This is a genomic window from Bradyrhizobium genosp. SA-4 str. CB756 (assembly GCF_000473125.1).
Classification (GTDB): domain Bacteria; phylum Pseudomonadota; class Alphaproteobacteria; order Rhizobiales; family Xanthobacteraceae; genus Bradyrhizobium; species Bradyrhizobium arachidis.
On sequence record NZ_KI421499.1, the window covers coordinates 9,663,222 to 9,679,429 of the forward strand.

At 64.4% G+C, this 16,208-nt stretch carries 13 protein-coding genes; 12 read left to right on the forward strand and 1 reads right to left on the reverse strand.

Annotation, left to right across the window (positions count from 1 at the left end):
• Nucleotides 1-36: 36 nt before the first annotated feature.
• The 3 genes from BRAGE_RS0146815 to BRAGE_RS0146825 all read left to right on the forward strand — a co-directional run bounded on the left by BRAGE_RS0146815 (nt 37) and on the right by BRAGE_RS0146825 (nt 5,344).
• On the forward strand, nt 37-3,507 hold the full coding sequence (locus BRAGE_RS0146815; RefSeq protein WP_027562584.1) for an ATP-binding protein: 3,471 nt from the start codon (nt 37-39) through the stop codon (nt 3,505-3,507).
• Nucleotides 3,504-4,298, forward strand: coding sequence for a protein-L-isoaspartate O-methyltransferase family protein (locus BRAGE_RS0146820; protein ID WP_027562585.1), 795 nt, complete (start codon nt 3,504-3,506; stop codon nt 4,296-4,298). The genes BRAGE_RS0146815 and BRAGE_RS0146820 overlap by 4 nt, the downstream gene beginning before the upstream one ends.
• A gap of 95 nt (nt 4,299-4,393) precedes the next feature.
• Nucleotides 4,394-5,344 (forward strand): DUF6492 family protein, encoded by a 951-nt coding sequence (locus BRAGE_RS0146825; RefSeq protein ID WP_027562586.1) that lies wholly within the window; start codon nt 4,394-4,396, stop codon nt 5,342-5,344.
• A 113-nt stretch (nt 5,345-5,457) separates the two neighbouring features.
• Here BRAGE_RS0146825 and BRAGE_RS0146830 read toward each other — a convergent pair whose 3' ends face one another.
• Nucleotides 5,458-6,525, reverse strand: coding sequence for an endo-1,4-beta-xylanase (locus BRAGE_RS0146830; RefSeq protein ID WP_027562587.1), 1,068 nt, complete (start codon nt 6,523-6,525; stop codon nt 5,458-5,460).
• Nucleotides 6,526-6,868: 343 nt separating this feature from the next.
• On the opposite strand from BRAGE_RS0146830, the gene BRAGE_RS0146835 reads away from it, so the two are divergent.
• The 9 genes from BRAGE_RS0146835 to BRAGE_RS0146875 all read left to right on the forward strand — a co-directional run bounded on the left by BRAGE_RS0146835 (nt 6,869) and on the right by BRAGE_RS0146875 (nt 16,178).
• The gene (locus BRAGE_RS0146835) at nt 6,869-8,305 is read left to right on the forward strand and encodes a lipopolysaccharide biosynthesis protein (protein ID WP_027562588.1); all 1,437 of its coding nucleotides are present in this window, start codon (nt 6,869-6,871) and stop codon (nt 8,303-8,305) included.
• Nucleotides 8,306-8,351: 46 nt separating this feature from the next.
• Complete coding sequence (locus BRAGE_RS0146840; RefSeq protein ID WP_141263218.1) at nt 8,352-8,714, forward strand: hypothetical protein; 363 nt, start codon at nt 8,352-8,354, stop codon at nt 8,712-8,714.
• Nucleotides 8,715-8,959: 245 nt separating this feature from the next.
• Entirely contained in the window at nt 8,960-10,192 is a 1,233-nt protein-coding gene (locus BRAGE_RS0146845; protein WP_027562590.1) for a branched-chain amino acid ABC transporter substrate-binding protein, read from the forward strand.
• A 119-nt stretch (nt 10,193-10,311) separates the two neighbouring features.
• Nucleotides 10,312-11,259, forward strand: coding sequence for a branched-chain amino acid ABC transporter permease (locus tag BRAGE_RS0146850; protein WP_027562591.1), 948 nt, complete (start codon nt 10,312-10,314; stop codon nt 11,257-11,259).
• Nucleotides 11,256-12,548 (forward strand): branched-chain amino acid ABC transporter permease, encoded by a 1,293-nt coding sequence (locus tag BRAGE_RS0146855; protein WP_027562592.1) that lies wholly within the window; start codon nt 11,256-11,258, stop codon nt 12,546-12,548. The genes BRAGE_RS0146850 and BRAGE_RS0146855 overlap by 4 nt, the downstream gene beginning before the upstream one ends.
• Nucleotides 12,545-13,315 carry an ABC transporter ATP-binding protein gene (locus BRAGE_RS0146860; RefSeq protein WP_027562593.1) on the forward strand — a complete coding sequence of 257 codons (771 nt, stop codon included), beginning with the start codon at nt 12,545-12,547 and terminating at the stop codon, nt 13,313-13,315. Before BRAGE_RS0146855 ends, BRAGE_RS0146860 begins: the two co-directional genes overlap by 4 nt.
• Entirely contained in the window at nt 13,315-14,010 is a 696-nt protein-coding gene (locus BRAGE_RS0146865) for an ABC transporter ATP-binding protein (protein ID WP_014497636.1), read from the forward strand. The genes BRAGE_RS0146860 and BRAGE_RS0146865 overlap by 1 nt, the downstream gene beginning before the upstream one ends.
• Nucleotides 14,011-14,166: 156 nt before the next feature.
• On the forward strand, nt 14,167-14,385 hold the full coding sequence (locus BRAGE_RS0146870; protein ID WP_027562594.1) for a hypothetical protein: 219 nt from the start codon (nt 14,167-14,169) through the stop codon (nt 14,383-14,385).
• A 224-nt stretch (nt 14,386-14,609) separates the two neighbouring features.
• A complete protein-coding gene (locus BRAGE_RS0146875; RefSeq protein ID WP_027562595.1) occupies nt 14,610-16,178 on the forward strand; it encodes a L,D-transpeptidase in 1,569 nt (522 codons plus the stop codon).
• The last annotated feature ends 30 nt before the right edge of the window (nt 16,179-16,208 follow it).

Consider the following 16,208-nt stretch of genomic DNA (forward strand, 5'->3'; position numbering starts at 1 on the left):
GCCCTTCGACGGAGTGAGGGTCGGGCAGAAATCACCATGCTGGAGAACGAGCCGGACATCGGGGCGGAAGGCGGGCTGAAGCGCTGGCTCGAGGCCATTGGCCTCGGCCATTACAGCGATCTCTTCGCGCAGCACCGCCTCGATCTCGATGTCATGCCGGATCTGACCGAATCGGATCTGGTCGGACTCGGATTGCCGCTCGGCGATCGCAAGCGGCTCCAGCGGGCGATGGCCGCGCTGTTCAAGGCGGAAACCGCGGAGACGCCGGCGCCAGCGGCGCGCCCGCAAGCACGGACGGAAGTCGGCGCCGAGCGGCGCCAGCTCACCACCATGTTCTGCGACATGGTAGATTCAACTTCGCTCTCGGTGCAGTTCGATCCGGAAGACGTGCGCGACATGATCGCGAGTTTTCGCGAAACCTGCGTCCGCGTGGTGAAGCATTACGAAGGTTTCGCCGCACGCTTCGTCGGCGACGGCATTCTGGTCTATTTCGGTTATCCGACCGCGCATGAGGACGACGCCGAGCGCGCGGTGCGTGCCGGGCTCGAGATCGTGCGCGTGCTCTCGACCGCGCGCGCGATCGAGCCGCGCGGGGCGCTCACCCACTCGCCCGCCGTCCGCATCGGCATCGCGACCGGGCTCGTCGTGGTCGGCGACCTCGTCGGACAGGGCACCGAGGAGCGCGACTCCGCGGTCGGGGAGACCGTCAATCTCGCCGCGCGCCTGCAAGCCCTGGCGCCGCCCAATGGCGTCGTGATCTCCTCCTCGACCCATTCGCTGCTGAAGGGGAAATTCGACTACCGCAATCTCGGCGTCCATGTCCTGAAGGGCATCTCGGAGAAGGCGCAGGCCTGGCACGTGGTGCGCGCCACGCGGGTGGAGACCCGCTTTGCCGCCGCCATGGGCGGCCGGCTGACGCCGCTCGTCAACCGCGAGGAGGAGATCGCGCTGTTGATGGGCCGCTGGCAGCAGGCCAAGGACGGCGACGGCCAGGTCGTGGTCAAGTTCGGCGAGCCCGGCATCGGCAAGTCGCGCATCATCCAGGAGATCTTCGAACGGATCTCGGGCGACCGCCATGGCCAGGTCTCGTTCCAGTGCTCGCCCTATTACACCTCCACCGCATTCTATCCGTTTGCCGAGCAGCTCAAATTCTCGCTTGGCCTCGACCGCGAGGATGCTTCCGCGCTGTCGCTGGCGAATCTGGAGACCGCGATCGCCGCCGCACATGGCGACATCGAGCAGGTCACGCCGCTATTCGCCGCGCTGCTGTCGATTCCGACCGGCGATCGCTATCCCCCGCTCGAGCTGTCGCCGCAGCAGCAGAAGGACGCGACGGTCGCGGCACTGGTCAATCACTTCCTTGGCCTTGCGCGCGAGATGCCGCTGGTGATCGCGTTCGAGGATCTGCACTGGATCGATCCGACCTCGCGCGAGGTGATCGACCTTCTGGTCGATCGGGTGCAGAACCGGCCGGTCCTGGTCATCATCACCGCGCGCTCCGAATTCCAGCCGAGCTGGAACGCGCATTCGCATATCACCACCTTGGTGCTGAATCGCCTGAGCCGCCAGCTCCGCACGACGCTGGTCGAGCGCGTCGCCGGCAGGGAGCTTCCCAAGGAGGTGGTCGAGGAGATCATCGTCAAGACCGACGGCGTACCGCTGTTCCTGGAGGAGCTGACCAAGACCGTTCTCGAATCCAACCTGTTGACCGAACGGCATGGGCGCTACGTGCTGTCGGGCCCGTGGCGGCAGCTCGCGATCCCGGCAACGCTGACCGACTCGCTGATGGCGCGGCTGGACCGGATGGGGCCGTTCAAGCGGATCGCGCAGATCGGCGCCACCATCGGCCGCGAGTTCTCCTACGAGACGCTGCACGCGGTCGCCAACACGCCGGCCGAGCAGATCGAGGCCGCGCTCAATCATCTGGAAGAAGCGGGACTGATCATGCGCCGCGGCCATCCGCCCGATGCGCTCTATTCCTTCAAGCACGTGATGATCCAGAACGCCGCGCATGCGAGCCTCCTGCACAGCGAGCGGCGCAAGCTGCATTCCCGCATCGCCCAGGTGCTGGGCGAAATGTATCCGGAGAAGACCGAGCGCGAGCCGGAGCTGCTCGCCCACCACCTGACCGAATCGGGCCAGAGCGAGGGCGCCGCCAGCTTCTGGCTCAAGGCCGGCAAGCAGGCGGCCAAGAGCGGCGCCAATCTGGAGGCAATCGGCCATCTCCGGCGCGGCCTCAGCGTCGTGCAGGCCAATGCGCGCATGCAGGGCGCCGACGAGATGGAGCTCGAGCTGCGCATCGCGCTCGGCAACGCGCTGATCGCGGCCAAGGGCTATGCGGTGCAGGAGGTCGAGGAGAACTATACTCGCGCGCTCGAGCTCGGCCAGCAGCTCGACGACGAGGAAAAGGCTTTCGCCGCCACGCGCGGCCTCTGGGTGTGTCACTTCATCCGTGCTGATCTCACCCGCGCGCACGATCTCAGCGTCGAGCTGTTGAAATTCGCCAAGCGCGAGCGGCTCAACGACCGGACCCACCCGGCGCAGCAGACTGGCTATCTGATCGAGGCGCACCGCTCGATCGCGATGACCATGCTCTATCGCGGCCGCTTCGCCGCGTCCCAGCATCATCTGCACCGCTGCATCAACCTCTACAGCCCCGATCTGCATTCCGATCTGATGGAGCGGCACGGCACCGATCCCGGCGTCGTTTCGCTGTCCTATCTCGGCTACCTGCTGTGGTTCCTCGGCCGGCCCGACGCGGCGCGCCAGCACAGCGAGCAGGCGATCCTGCATGCGGAGAAGATCCGCCATCCCTTCTCGCTCGCCTTCGCGCTCGTGTTCGGCGCCTATCTCTGCCAGCATCTGCGCGATATCGAGGGCACGCGCGACTATGCCAACCGCGCCATGATCATCGCCACCGAGCACAATTTCCTGCACTGGAAGCAGCAGGCCGCGATCCTGCGCGGCTGGGCGCTGGCGCAGCTCGGCGAGGCCGACGAAGGCATCAGCCAGATGCGCTTCGGCCTCGACGAATACGAGGCGATGGATTCCTGGCTCGCCGGCTGCTGGTTCCGCTGCCTGCTGGCGGAAGCCTATGCCAAGGTCGGGATGCGCGAGGCCGCCTTGCGCGCGCTGGACGGCGCGCTCGCGACCGCGCGGCGGACCGGCGATCATTCCTACCTCGCCGAGGTCTACCGCCTGCAAGGCGAGATCACGCTGCTCGACCGCGACCCGGCCTCGGTGCAGGAGGCCGAGGATCTGTTCGCGCTGTCGCTGGAGACCGCGCGCAAGCAGGGCGCGCTGTCCTGGGAGCTCCGCACCGCCGTCAGCCTCGCGCGCCTGTCGCACGAGGCCGGCAAGCGCGAGCATGCAAGCCTCCTGCTCGTGCCGATCGTCGGCAAGTTCAGCGAGGGCTTTTATACGCCCGACCTGAAGCAGGCGATGCAACTCGTCAACGAGCTCGGCGCGGACGTACCCGTGCGCGAACCGGCTGATCCCGTGCGATGAATGACCTTGCCGCCGCGCGTGCGCGTTACGTCGCGATGATTGCGAAGCGCGAGCGGATTTCCTCACCGCGCTTGCTCGAAGCACTGGCTGCCGTCCCGCGCGAGGATTTTCTGGCCAGAGGGCCGTGGCGCGTCAAGAGCGAGGCAGCGCGGAGCTACTGGCTGACGCCCGATGCCGATCCGGTTCATCTCTATGACAATGTGCTGGTCGCGATCGACGCGCGCCGCAAGCTGGACGTGGGTCTGCCGAGCCTGTGGGCGCATTTCATCGACGTGCTCGACATCAAGGAGAAGGACCGCGTCGTGCAGATCGGCTGCGGGCTCGGCTATTACTCCGCGATACTGTCGAAGATGGTCGGCCCGAAAGGGCGCGTGATGGCGGTCGATTGCGATAAGGTTCTGGCGTACCGCGCTGCGAGCTTCCTGCGCCGCTATCACAACGTCATCGTGTTTCATGGCGACGGTTGCGAGGAGATCCGTGAACCAGCTGACGTGATCATCATCCACGCCGGTTTCTCGCATCCGCATCCGCTCTGGCTCCAGTCGCTCCGCCCGCGTGGCCGCCTCCTGGTGCCGCTGACCCAGCGGGACCGCGAAGGTGCCGCGATCAAGATCACGCGCAAGGGCAAAGGCTTCGAAGCCGAGGCGGTGCAGCAGATTCGGATCTATCCCGGCCTGGGCCGAGGTATGACCGCGCTCGACGACCGCGTCGCGGACTGGTGGCAGCGCGCCTCCGCGCTTTCGCCGCTGCGGTTTCGGAGGATAGAGCAGGGACTGCCCTCGGATGGCTAACAATTCGTTTCATTTTACCTTGATTGCGAATCCAAGTTTCCAATGTCTCGCACCGCTTGTATGACTGCGGCTTGATGGCCATTCGGGCGCACTCCATGCATTCCGTTGCACTGCTGACTGCCAGCTATGCCAAGGATATCGAACGCTTCTCGCTGCTCAGCGAGAGCATCGACACGTGGCTGACGGGATACACGCGGCATTATGTTCTTGTTAACGATGAGGACGTGCCGCTGTTCGAACGGTTCGCGTCCGACAAGCGCGTCATCGTTCCGGCCTCACGTTATTTGCCGAAATGGCTGTTCGCGCTGCCGCCAGCGCTTCAGTTCATCAGCAGCCGCAGGGTCTGGCTGTCGCTGCTATCGTCGCCCGTGCACGGCTGGCACATCCAGCAGATCCTGAAGATCGCCGGCGTCCTCAACGCGCCCGAGCAGCGCGTCTGCATTCTGGACTCCGACAATCTGTTCTTCCGCGAATTCGACGTCGGCCAGTATGCCGGCGGCGAGAAGACGCCGCTGTTCGTCACGCGCAAAGGGATCGACGCTAGTCACCCCTTGCATGTGCTGTGGCTGCGCACCGTCGACCTGCTCCTCGGCATCAAGGACCGGTCCTTCCCCGCAGACGACTATGTCGGCAACGCGCTGGTCTGGGACAAGGACAGCGCGCGGGCGATGACCGCCGCCATCAAGTCGGCGACGGGCCTGAGCTGGGCGCTGGCATTGTGCCGGAAGAAGAAGTTCTCCGAATACCTGCTTTACGGAAACTTCGTCGCGAACTCACCAGAACATCTGGCGAGGCATCAGGTCACCGAGGACAGCATCGCCGTCTCGCATTGGGACGACACCTGCCTCGACCGCGCCGCGATCGAAGCGATGATGCGGGCCGCTTCGCCGGAGCAGGTTGCGCTGTGCATCCAGTCCTATTCGTCGACCTCGATCGACGACATCCGCGACGTGTTCCGCTTCAGTTCGCGCGATCGCCGCGGCCCGAGTCTGTCGCCGGATCACATCGGCGATGCGGCGGAATTCGAAGTGCCGAAGACGCGCTGAAGCATGATCCGGGAAAGTGCGAAGCGGTTTTCCGAAAAGATCATGCTCAAACAACAACCCAAAGCGCGATGACGGTTCATCCCAATCTCATCGCGCTTTAGGCGCCGCCGCCCTCAAACTTCCTTCGTGAACTTGCTGATGACGTCCATGAACGGTTTTGGCTTGAACTCGCCGTCGAGCGGCAAGGGCCGGTTCGGCTGCTTGTCCTTGCGGGCGAAGACGCCGTTGATCCAGCTGTAGCGGTCGGATATGCCCCAGGTCAGGATCGAGCGCACCGGGCCGCTGGTCGAGATCGCCGTCAGGAGATCATCGACGCGTTTGGCGACGATGGCATCGCGCTCTGCCGGACTGCCCGCCAGCTTCTGATCGTCGACGTCGAGCTCGGTGACGTAGACCTCGAGCCCCCACGAGCGCAATTCGGTGACGAACTCGGCGAGGCCGTGCGTATCGATCTCGAGCTCGGCATGCAGATGCGATTGCAGGCCCACTGCATGCAGCGGCACGCCCTGGTCGAGCAGGTCCATGATCAGGGTGCGGTACGCCGCGCGCTTGGCGATGAACGAGTCCTTCGCCGATTCGATGTCGTATTCGTTGATCGCGAGCTTGACGAAGGGATCGGCCGCGGCCGCCGTGCGGAAGGCCAGCGGGATCCAGCGCTCGCCGAGATGCTGCGTCCAGAACGTGTCGCGCCGGTCCTTCACACTGCGGGGATTGTCGGGGATCGGCTCGTTGACGACGTCCCACGACGTCAGCTTGTCCTTGTAATAGGAGACGACGGTGCCGATGTGATCGACATAGGCGCGCTCGACGCCTTTGGCGTCCTTGATCTGCTTGGTCCAGTCCGGAATGTCGTGATACCAGGCGAGGGCGTGGCCGCGCATGGTCAGATCGTTCTTCTGCGCGAATTCATAGATGGCGTCGGCGCGTTCGAACGCGAACGTATGCGCATCCGGCCGCAGCATCGGCCATTTCAGCTCGAGCACCGGCACCACCTGGGTGCAATAGGTGCTGATGGCCTCGCCAAGCCGCGGATCGGCTTGCAGGTCCCACAGTGTCGCGGCTGCGCCATAGCCGGGACGGCGCTGGGCGAGCTTTGACGCCGGCGCGGCCGATGCCGTTGCACCCGCCGCCAGTGCTGCGGCGCCGCCGAGAAGAAATTCGCGTCTGTCGAGCCTGGTCACGTCGGAATCTTCCTTTGGGAACCAACGCGCTATGGTACCAAGCGTCGCCCTGCGACGCCGGGGGTTTCCTGTTGTTGGGTTAACCCTTGCCGGATGCCTGTTGCGTCGATGCACGTGACGCTGGGGCCGATGTGCCAGCCTGGATCATGGTTTCATTCGTGATGGCGAAAACCGCTTCAGCGAAAGGGCAAATTTAACGCTAACGGGTGAAAGCGGTGTCAAACCCTCATTCGCCGCCCGATCTCCAGACTTATGTGACACTCTTGCGAGATGCTGCGGCGCAATTCATTCGCCCCGCAAGGCCCATTGATTTAACGGCCGTCATCATCCCAACGGTCCTGCAATGCTGAACCGCCATTTCTCGATCTATCTCGTCGCCTATATCCTGCCTGCGGCGGTGGGCTTCTTTGCCGTCACGGCCTACACGCGGCTGCTGACGCCTGCGGAATACGGTGTCTATGTCGTCGGCATCAGCCTGGCCGGCATTTTGGGCGCGATCTTCTTCGCCTGGATCAAGCTGTCGGTGTCGCGCTATCAGGCGATGTCGGCGGAGGTGGATTTCCGCGGCACGGCGATGGTCGCTTTTGCGCTGACGGCAGCGGTGCTCTGCGCCACCACGCCGCTGGTGTTCCTGTTCCGCAGCGATCTCAGCGTCGAGCTGCTGCTCGCCAGCATGTTCGTCGCGATCATGGCCAATGCGGTCGATGTCGGCCAGGAGTTCGAGCGCGCCAAGCTGCGCCCCTATCGGTTCGCCGCGATCTCGATCGTGCGCAGCGTCTCCAGCGTCGGCTTCGGCCTCGTCGGCATCTGGCTCGGCTGGGGCGGCCTCGGCTTGCTTGCGGCCTTCGGCCTCGGTTCGCTCACCGGCATCATTCTCAACCTTGTCGGCGACCGCACCAAGATCGCAGGCTTCCAGCGCAGCCAGTTCATGCAGCTGGCGCGCTACGGGCTGCCGCTGACGCTGGCCGGACTGTCCGTCGCGGTCTATTCCGCCTGCGACCGACTCATTGTGGCTTATCTCCTTGGCAAGGACGCTGCCGGCATTTTCGGCGTCGCCGCCGATCTGCCGCGTCAGTTCATGGTCATGATCGCCTCCAGCGTTGCCGCGGCGACCGTACCGCTGGTGTTCCGGTCACTGTCCGAGAACAACAAGGAGACGACGCGGGAGCGGTTGACCGAAAGTCTCGAGCTGCTGCTTGTCGTCGTCGCGCCGGTCGCGGTCTGGCTTGCGCTCGCGGCCGACCAGGTCGCCGGCACGCTCGTCGGCGTCGACTTCCGCGCCGGCGTGTCGGCGTTGCTGCCGACCCTCGTGCTCGCGCGCTTCTTCGGCATCGCCAACCAGTTCTATGTCCAGATCAGCTTCCAGCTCGCCGAGCGGCCGTTCATGCTGGCGGCGCAGTCCTTCCTTACGCTCGTTCTGAGCGTAGCGCTGATGTTCGTCCTGGTCGCCGGCTACGGCCTCTACGGTGCGGCACTGGCGACGCTTGCGACCGAGGCCGTCGGCTTCCTCGTCGCCGTCGTGCTGATGCACCGCGCCCATCCGGTCCCGTTCGACTTCAACCGCCTCGCCGGCGTTGCCGCCTCCGCCGCCGTAATGGCCGCTGCAATCCTGGTCGCGCGATCGCAGGCCGGCGGCACCGGCCTCGTCTCTCTCATCATCGTCAGTCTTGCCGGCGGTCTTGCCTACGTTGCCGCCGCCTGGCTGCTGAACGTCGCCAATGTGCGGACGCTGTCGCTGCGTTTGCTGCGGACCTTCAATCGGAAGGCGCTGGGGGTCTAGCCGGGCTCATGGCAACCGGAGACAGATCTGACGCATGCGACGATATGTGATCCGGATTGCGATCTTCGGTCTGCTCGGTCCCGCGGCGACGCATCTCGGCTTCTATTTGCTTGTGAGACATGCCGAAAGGTGGTGGTGGCCGCAGCCTGCGATCTATATCGTCGAACTGCTGCCATTTCTTCTTTGCGCCGTCATTGACGGCGCGCTGAAGGATGCGCGCGCCTGGGAGCGTGCGGTCGTCGCCGGGATCAGCGCACTCGTCGCATCGAGTCTGGCATTGGCCATTGTCTTTGGAGGGTTCGGAGCCTGGACATTCGGATTAGCCGCGCCGCTCGCGGCGGTTGCCTGCTCCATTCTGGCGACAGGGACGGATGTGCCGGACAGCACGGATCCGATCGACCGGCTTTAGGTGGAGAGCATCTTCCGCGGTACCGCCGTCCGCCGCATGCGAGTTTCCCCTTGCGTTCTATTCCTTGTCGCGGAATGCTGAGGACGGGTTGGCCGGCCGGATCACATTTCATAGCGGCGGCCGGAGCCATGCCCTGTCGCGCTTGAAAAGCAAAGTTCGTTCTGCTCATTAGGGGTTTGAAATTGCGCTGCAACATGCGCAAAAAGCCCATCGACTAAAGTCGATAGCCAGCGAGGAAACAAACAATGCGCAAGCTCACATTGGCCATTGCCGTGATCGCCCCGATGCTCGGTCAACCAGCGTCGGCCGAGGACACCATCAAGATCGGCTATATCGATCCGCTCTCCGGCGGCGGTGCCAGCGTCGGCGAGGGTGGTCTGAAGACCTTCCAGTATCTGGCCGACGAGCTCAACGCCAAGGGCGGCATCCTCGGCAAGAAGATCGAGATCATCGGGCTCGACAACAAGACCAATCCGCAGGAGAGCCTGGTGCAGGCCCAGAAGGCGATCGATGCCGGGGTGCGTTACATCACGCAAGGCAACGGCTCGTCCGTCGCCGCCGCGCTCTCGGACTTCGTCACCAAGAACAATACGCGCAATCCCGGCAAGGAGGTCCTGTACTTCAACTACGCCGCCGTCGATCCGAGCTTGACCAACGAGAAGTGCAGCTACTGGCATTTCCGCTGGGATGCGAGCTCCGACATCAAGATGGAAGCGCTCACCAACTACATGAAGGACACCCCGTCGATCAAAAAGGTGTACCTGATCAACCAGGACTATTCGTTCGGCCAGTCGGTACGCACCGATGCGCGCAAGATGCTGGGCGCCAAGCGTCCTGATATCCAGATCGTCGGCGACGAGCTGCATCCGCTGCTCAAGGTCACCGATTTCTCGCCCTATATCGCCAAGATCAAGGCGTCCGGCGCCGACAGCGTCGTCACCGGCAATTGGGGCCAGGATTTTGCGCTGCTGCTCAAGGCCGCGGCTGATGCCGGTCTGAAGGTCAACTGGTATACTTATTATGCCGGTGGCGCCGGCGGTCCAACTGCCGTCAAGCAGACCGGTCTGGATCATCAGGTCTTCCAGATCACCGAAGGCTTTGCGAATTCCGGCAACAAGGCTGCGATGGACTATGAGAAGGCGTTCCGCGCCAAGGTCAATCTGTCGCTGTGGTATCCGCGCGCAGTCAACGAGATGCGCATGTTCAAGGCGGCGGCCGAGAAGGCCAACTCGATCGACCCCGTGAAGGTCGCAGCGGCGCTTGAGGATCTGAAGTTCGAGGTCCTCGATGGTGGCCAGGGCATCATGCGCAAGGACGACCACCAGTTCTTGCAGCCGATCTACATCTCCTCCTTCGGCAAGCTGACCGAGAGCGAGCCATTCGACGAGGAGAGCACCGGTTGGGGCTGGCATCTGGTGTCGAAGATCGACACGCCGCAGGCGATGGTCTCCACGACCTGCAAGATGGCGCGGCCGTAATCACTGAGCTTGTCGTTGTCCCGCGGCCATCATGGGCTGCGGGGTGACGGCAGCCGGACGATTCTTGATTGGGCGATGTTCACCGGGGCCATCAGGCCCCGGATATCCATGAGTGCGCTGTGCTTGAACTCATTGTCATTTCGACCCTGAACGGCGTGCTGTTCGGCATGCTGCTCTTCCTGTTGTCGAGCGGGCTCACCGTCATCTTCAGCATGATGGGCGTCCTCAACTTCGCCCATGCCAGCTTTTACATGCTCGGCGCCTTCTTCGGCTTCCAGCTCACCAAGTGGATCGGCTTCTGGCCGGCACTGGTGCTGGCGCCGCTGCTGGTCGGCGCCATCGGCATGGCCGTTGAGCGTTACGGCCTGCGCAACACCCACAAGCACGGCCATGTCGCCGAATTGCTGCTAACCTTCGGCCTCGCGTTCGCGATCGAAGAGATCGTGTCGATGATATGGGGCAAGAGCCCGGTCGATTACCGCGTGCCGACGCTGCTCGACTTCCCGGCCTTCACGGTGTTCTCGACCAACTACCCCGCCTACAAGATCTTCATGCTGGCCGTATCGGTCGTGATCTTCGTCGCCCTGCTGATCGTGCTCAAGCGCACCCGCGTCGGCCTGATCGTGCAGGCGGCGCTGACCCATCCGCACATGGTCGGGCATCTCGGCCACAACGTCGGCCGTGTGTTCATGGTGGTATTCGGCGTCGGCAGCGCGCTCGCCGGCCTTGCCGGCGTCATCGCCGGTCCCGCCCTGGTGACGCAGTCCGACATGGCCGCGGCGTTAGGGCCGATCCTGTTCGTGGTCATCGTGTTCGGTGGCCTCGGCTCCTTGCCCGGCGCCTTCGTCGCTTCACTGGTGATCGGCCTGGTGCAGACTTTTGCTGTCGCGCTGAACGGCTCGCTCGCCAGCGCCTTCGGCCCGCTCGATCCGTCGGCGGGGCCGTCCGTCCTCACCGACGTCTGGAACGTCACGATCGCGCAGGTCGCGCCGATCGTGCCTTATCTTCTGCTGGTGATCATTCTGATCGTACGCCCCATGGGCCTGATGGGGACGCGCGAGTCATGACCACCACGAAGACCTCGACATCCAAGATTGCAGACAAGCCCGCCGGCGACGGCCTGCGCTTCTACGGCGTCTGGCTGATCGGCATTGCCGCGCTGATCGTCCTGCCGATCGTCTTCTCCTCCGGCGGCTCGCTAACGTCGTTCAGCCTGATCGGCATCGCGATCGTCTTTGCGCTGTCCTACAACATCCTGCTCGGCCAGACCGGGCTGTTGTCATTCGGCCATGCCGTGCATTACGGCCTCGGTGGTTTCGCCGCCTGCCACATGATGAACGCCGTGGTCTCGCACGGCTGGCCGATCCCGCTGCCGTTCATTCCGCTGTTCGGCGGGCTCGGCGGCCTCGTCTTTGCGATCATCATCGGCTGGGTGATGACCAAGCGCGCCGGCACTGTCTTTGCGATGATCTCGCTCGGCATCGGCGAGCTGGTCGCGTCGTCCTCGCTGATCCTGCGCTCGGTGTTCGGCGGCGAGTCTGGCATCACCACGGACCGAACCGCGCTGCCAAAAATGTTCGGCTGGTCGTTCGGGCCGCAGCTTCAGGTCTACTACCTCATCGCGTTCTGGCTGGTGCTGTCGGCGATCGCGATGTACGCGCTGACCCGGACGCCGCTCGGCCGGATCAGCAATGCCGTCCGCGACAATCCGGAGCGCGTCCAGTTCATCGGCTATGATCCGCACGTCGTCCGCTATCTCGCCTTCTGCTTTGCCGGATTCTTTGCCGGCGTCGCGGGCAGTCTTGCCGCGATCAATTTCGAGATCGCCAACTCCGCCTATCTCGGCGCGATCCAGTCCGGCCTCGTGCTGTTCTCGACCTTCATCGGCGGCACCGCCTATTTCTTCGGCCCGATCCTCGGCGCGATCCTGGTGACGTACCTCCAGCTCGGGCTGACCAGTGTCACCAGCGTATGGCAGCTCTATTTCGGCATCATCTTCATCGGCATCGTGATGTTCTCGCCGGGCGGTATAGCGGGCCTGGTGATGATGCACCGTCCGCTGGTGCGCGCCGGAACGCTGTGGACGGTGATCCCGTCCTATCTCGTCGCTGTCGTGCCGACCGTGGCACTCGCCTGCGGAATCATTCTCACGATCGAGACCATCGCGCGCTATTCGGGCGGGGAAGTCATCAACCTGTTCGGGATCGGCTTCAAGCCGACATCACCGGTGACTTGGGTCGCTGCCGCGGTTCTCGTGATCGGCGGCGCCTTCGTCGCGCGGCTGACCTGGCGGCGGATCGCGGACGCGTGGGACAGGGCTGCGACGGTCGCCCGTGACCGGGGGTATCTCGCATGAGCGGAGCGGTATCTGGAAAGCGCGCAGCCATCGAAGTCCGCGCCGTCGAAAAGCGCTTCGGCAATGTCGGCATCATCCGCGACCTGAACCTCAGCGTCGCCCAAGGCGAGCGTCATGCCATCATCGGCCCGAACGGCGCCGGCAAGTCCACGACGTTCAACCTGATCAGCGGCCACATCAAGCCGACCGCGGGCGAGGTGAGGCTGAATGGCGACCTGATCTCGGGCCTGAGGCCCTTCGAGATCAACCGGCGCGGCCTGTCGCGCTCGTTCCAGGTGACCAACGTGTTTGCCCGGATGTCGGTCTGGGAGAACGTCCGCTGCGCCGTGCTATGGGCGACGGGGCATCGCTACGCCTTCTGGAAGAACGTCGACAGCCTGCCTGAGGTGCGCGAGCGTACCGCGCAGATCCTGGACGACATCCATCTGACGCATCGGCGCGACGTTCCGGCTGGGCTTCTCACCTACGCCGAGCAACGCGAGCTCGAGATCGGCATCACCATCGCGAGCGGCGCCACGGTCGTCATGCTGGACGAGCCGACCGCCGGCATGAGCCATGCCGAAACCGATCGCGCGGTGTCGCTGATCCGCCGGCTGACCGAGGGCAAGACCCTCGTCATCGTCGAGCACGACATGAGCGTCGTGTTTGGTCTGGCCGACCGCATCTCCGTGCTGGTCTACGGCCACATCATCGCCTCGGGCACGCCGGAAGAGATCCGGCGCGACCCGAAGGTCAAGGAAGCCTATCTCGGCGAGGAAGCGCACTGATGCTCGAGGTCAGGGATCTCCACGCCTACTACGGCAAGAGCCACATTCTTCAGGGCGTCGATCTCGACGTCGCCGCCGGCGAGGTCGTGAGCCTGCTCGGCCGCAACGGCGTCGGCCGCTCCACCACGGTCAAGGCGATCATGGGCGAGGTCGCGCCGCAAGGCACGATCCGCTTCAAGGGCAAGGACATCGCGGGTCTTCCGAGCTACAAGATCGCGCGGCTCGGCCTCGGCTATGTCCCTGAGCATCGCGACATCTTTCCGAGCCTGACGGTTCGCCAGAACCTGCTGCTCGGGGTCAAGGACACGCGCCGTCCCGGCAAGTGGCGGCTGCAGGACATGCTCGACATGTTCCCCAATCTCGCCGCGCGGGCTGATACGGCCGCAGGCGTGCTGTCCGGCGGCGAGAAGCAGATGCTCACGACCTGCCGCACGCTGATGGGCGATCCGGATCTCATCATGATCGACGAGCCGACCGAAGGCCTCGCGCCGCTGATCGTGCAGCAGGTCGGTGATCTCATCGCGCGCATCGCACAGGCCGGTGTCGCGATCCTGCTCGTCGAGCAGAAGCTGTCGATCGCGATGCGGATTTCGAAGCGCGTCTACATCATGGGCCACGGCCGCGTCGTCTTCGAAGGCACGCCCGATGAGCTCAAAGCCAACGCCGCCGTGCGGCAAGAGTGGCTCGAAGTCTGACGCCCCACAGGACGAGACATCCGCTGGCGTTCCGATAGCGAGTACCCGGGCTGCCGGCATGGCAGCCGTATGACACAGCTCTGTGTGATGAGGGTCACATCGTGCGGCCTCCAGCGGGGCTAGCACAGATGTGTTCATCTTCGCCCGGTTCAGGTCATGACCGTCACCGACTTTGCCTCCGTTTTGCGCAAGCTGGGTCTTGCCGCAGCTCTCATCTGCGCGCTCCTGAGCCTCACCGTGTTCGCAGTGCTGCTGATCATGCAGCATGAGCTGGCTGCGCAGGCCGCAGCGCGTGCTCTGCCGCTCATGGTCTTTGCGCTGTTCGGCCAGTTCGGCGCTGCAATGACCCGGCTGATCGGACGCCGGACCCATTAGCCCGGACATTCTGCCGCAGTGATTCGACGCCAGCCCCGGACCAGCCCCGGCCCCGGGCCATCTTCCGCCTTTCCGGGCCGTCGTATATGAGAGATTTGCCGCCGGACCGGACCGAATATCGCCAGATACGGAACGCAAGGTGGCCGCGAATTCTTAATCCACAGATCGCAATCTGACATGCGATCGACACACAGGCACGGACTGGCATTGGACCGGGGTATGGCATGAAAGACCAGATGACGACGGCGCAATCCACGATGGCGACGCGGCGTTGGCGGACTCCCGGACTTGTTGCGCTCGCGACGATCGCCGCCCTGACCGGGCTGACTGCCAGCGCCGACGCGGCCAAGCAGGCCCGCCAGGTGGCCGAGGCGGTGGCGCCGCGCGAGGCCGGCGAGCCGATCATGGCGATCGTGTCGATCAAGAGCCAGCAGGTCACCTTCTACGATGCGGACGGCTGGATCCTGCGCGCGCCGGTCTCGACCGGCACCACCGGCCGCGAGACGCCGGCCGGCGTCTTCGCCATCATCGAGAAGGACAAGGACCACCATTCGACCATGTATGACGATGCCTGGATGCCGAACATGCAGCGCATCACCTGGAACGGCATCGCGCTGCATGGCGGGCCACTGCCCGGCTATGCCGCCTCGCACGGCTGCGTACGCATGCCCTTCAACTTCGCCGAGGGCCTGTTCGACAAGACCAACATCGGAATGCGGGTGATCATCTCGCCGAACGACGCAGCCCCGGTCGATTTCTCCCATCCCTCGCTGTTCGTGCCGAAGCCGGAGGCCATCGCGGCGGCCCCAGGCCGTATCGGCAAGCTCTCCGCTGAAGCCGAGGAGGCGACGCGCGCTGCCGACGAGACCAAAAAGGCCGCCACCGCAGCGGCGAAAGAGGCGCAATCGCTTCCGGCGACGCTGCGCAAGCTTGAGCAGCAGAAGACCCGCGCCGACGGTGAGAACGCTTATGCCGACAAGCTGATTGCGAATGCCAAGACCGACCAGGCCAAGGCAAAGGCCGAGGAACTGAAGCAGAAGGTGGCTGCCAAGGCTGCCGATGCGGCAACCCAGCTCGATGCCGCCAAGGCCGCCGCGCAGCCGAAGCGCGATGCCGTCGCCGCCACCAAGGAAGCCGCGAAGGTCGCGGCGACCAGGAAGGCCGATGCCGTCAAGGCGGAACTCGACGCAAAGCTCGCGCTCGAACCGGTCTCGGTCTACATCAGCCGCTCGACGCAGAAACTCTATGTGCGGCGGAACACGCACAAGCCGGCGCCGGACGGCGGCGGCGAGGTGTTCGACACCAGCATCGAGGTCCCCGTCACGATCCGCAATCCCGACCAGCCGCTCGGCACGCACATCTTCACGGCGATGGCGAGGAACGGCACCGGCCTGCGCTGGAGCGTGGTCACGATCGACGACGGCGACAATGCCAAAAACGCGCTCGACCGCATCACCATCCCGCAGGAGGTGTGGGATCGCATCGGGCCGACCGCATTGCCGCGCTCGTCGATCATCATCTCGGACGAGCCGCTGAGCAGCGAGACCAACTACCGCACCGAGTTCGTCGCGGTGCTGAGCAACCATCCGCAGGGCGGCTTCATCACGCGCAAGCCGACCGCGCCGCCGATGGCCGTTGCCAGCGATGACGGCTACTGGGACAATGGCGGCAACGGCGGCAACGGTTTCGGCTTCTTCTTCCAGCAGCCGAACCCGCAGCCCGTCAATCCGCGTCGCCGCGGCCAGTATCAATATTATCAGCCGGCGCAGCCGATGCCGCGGAGCTTCTGGTAGCAGAGCGCTCTAAAGCATGATCCTGAAAAG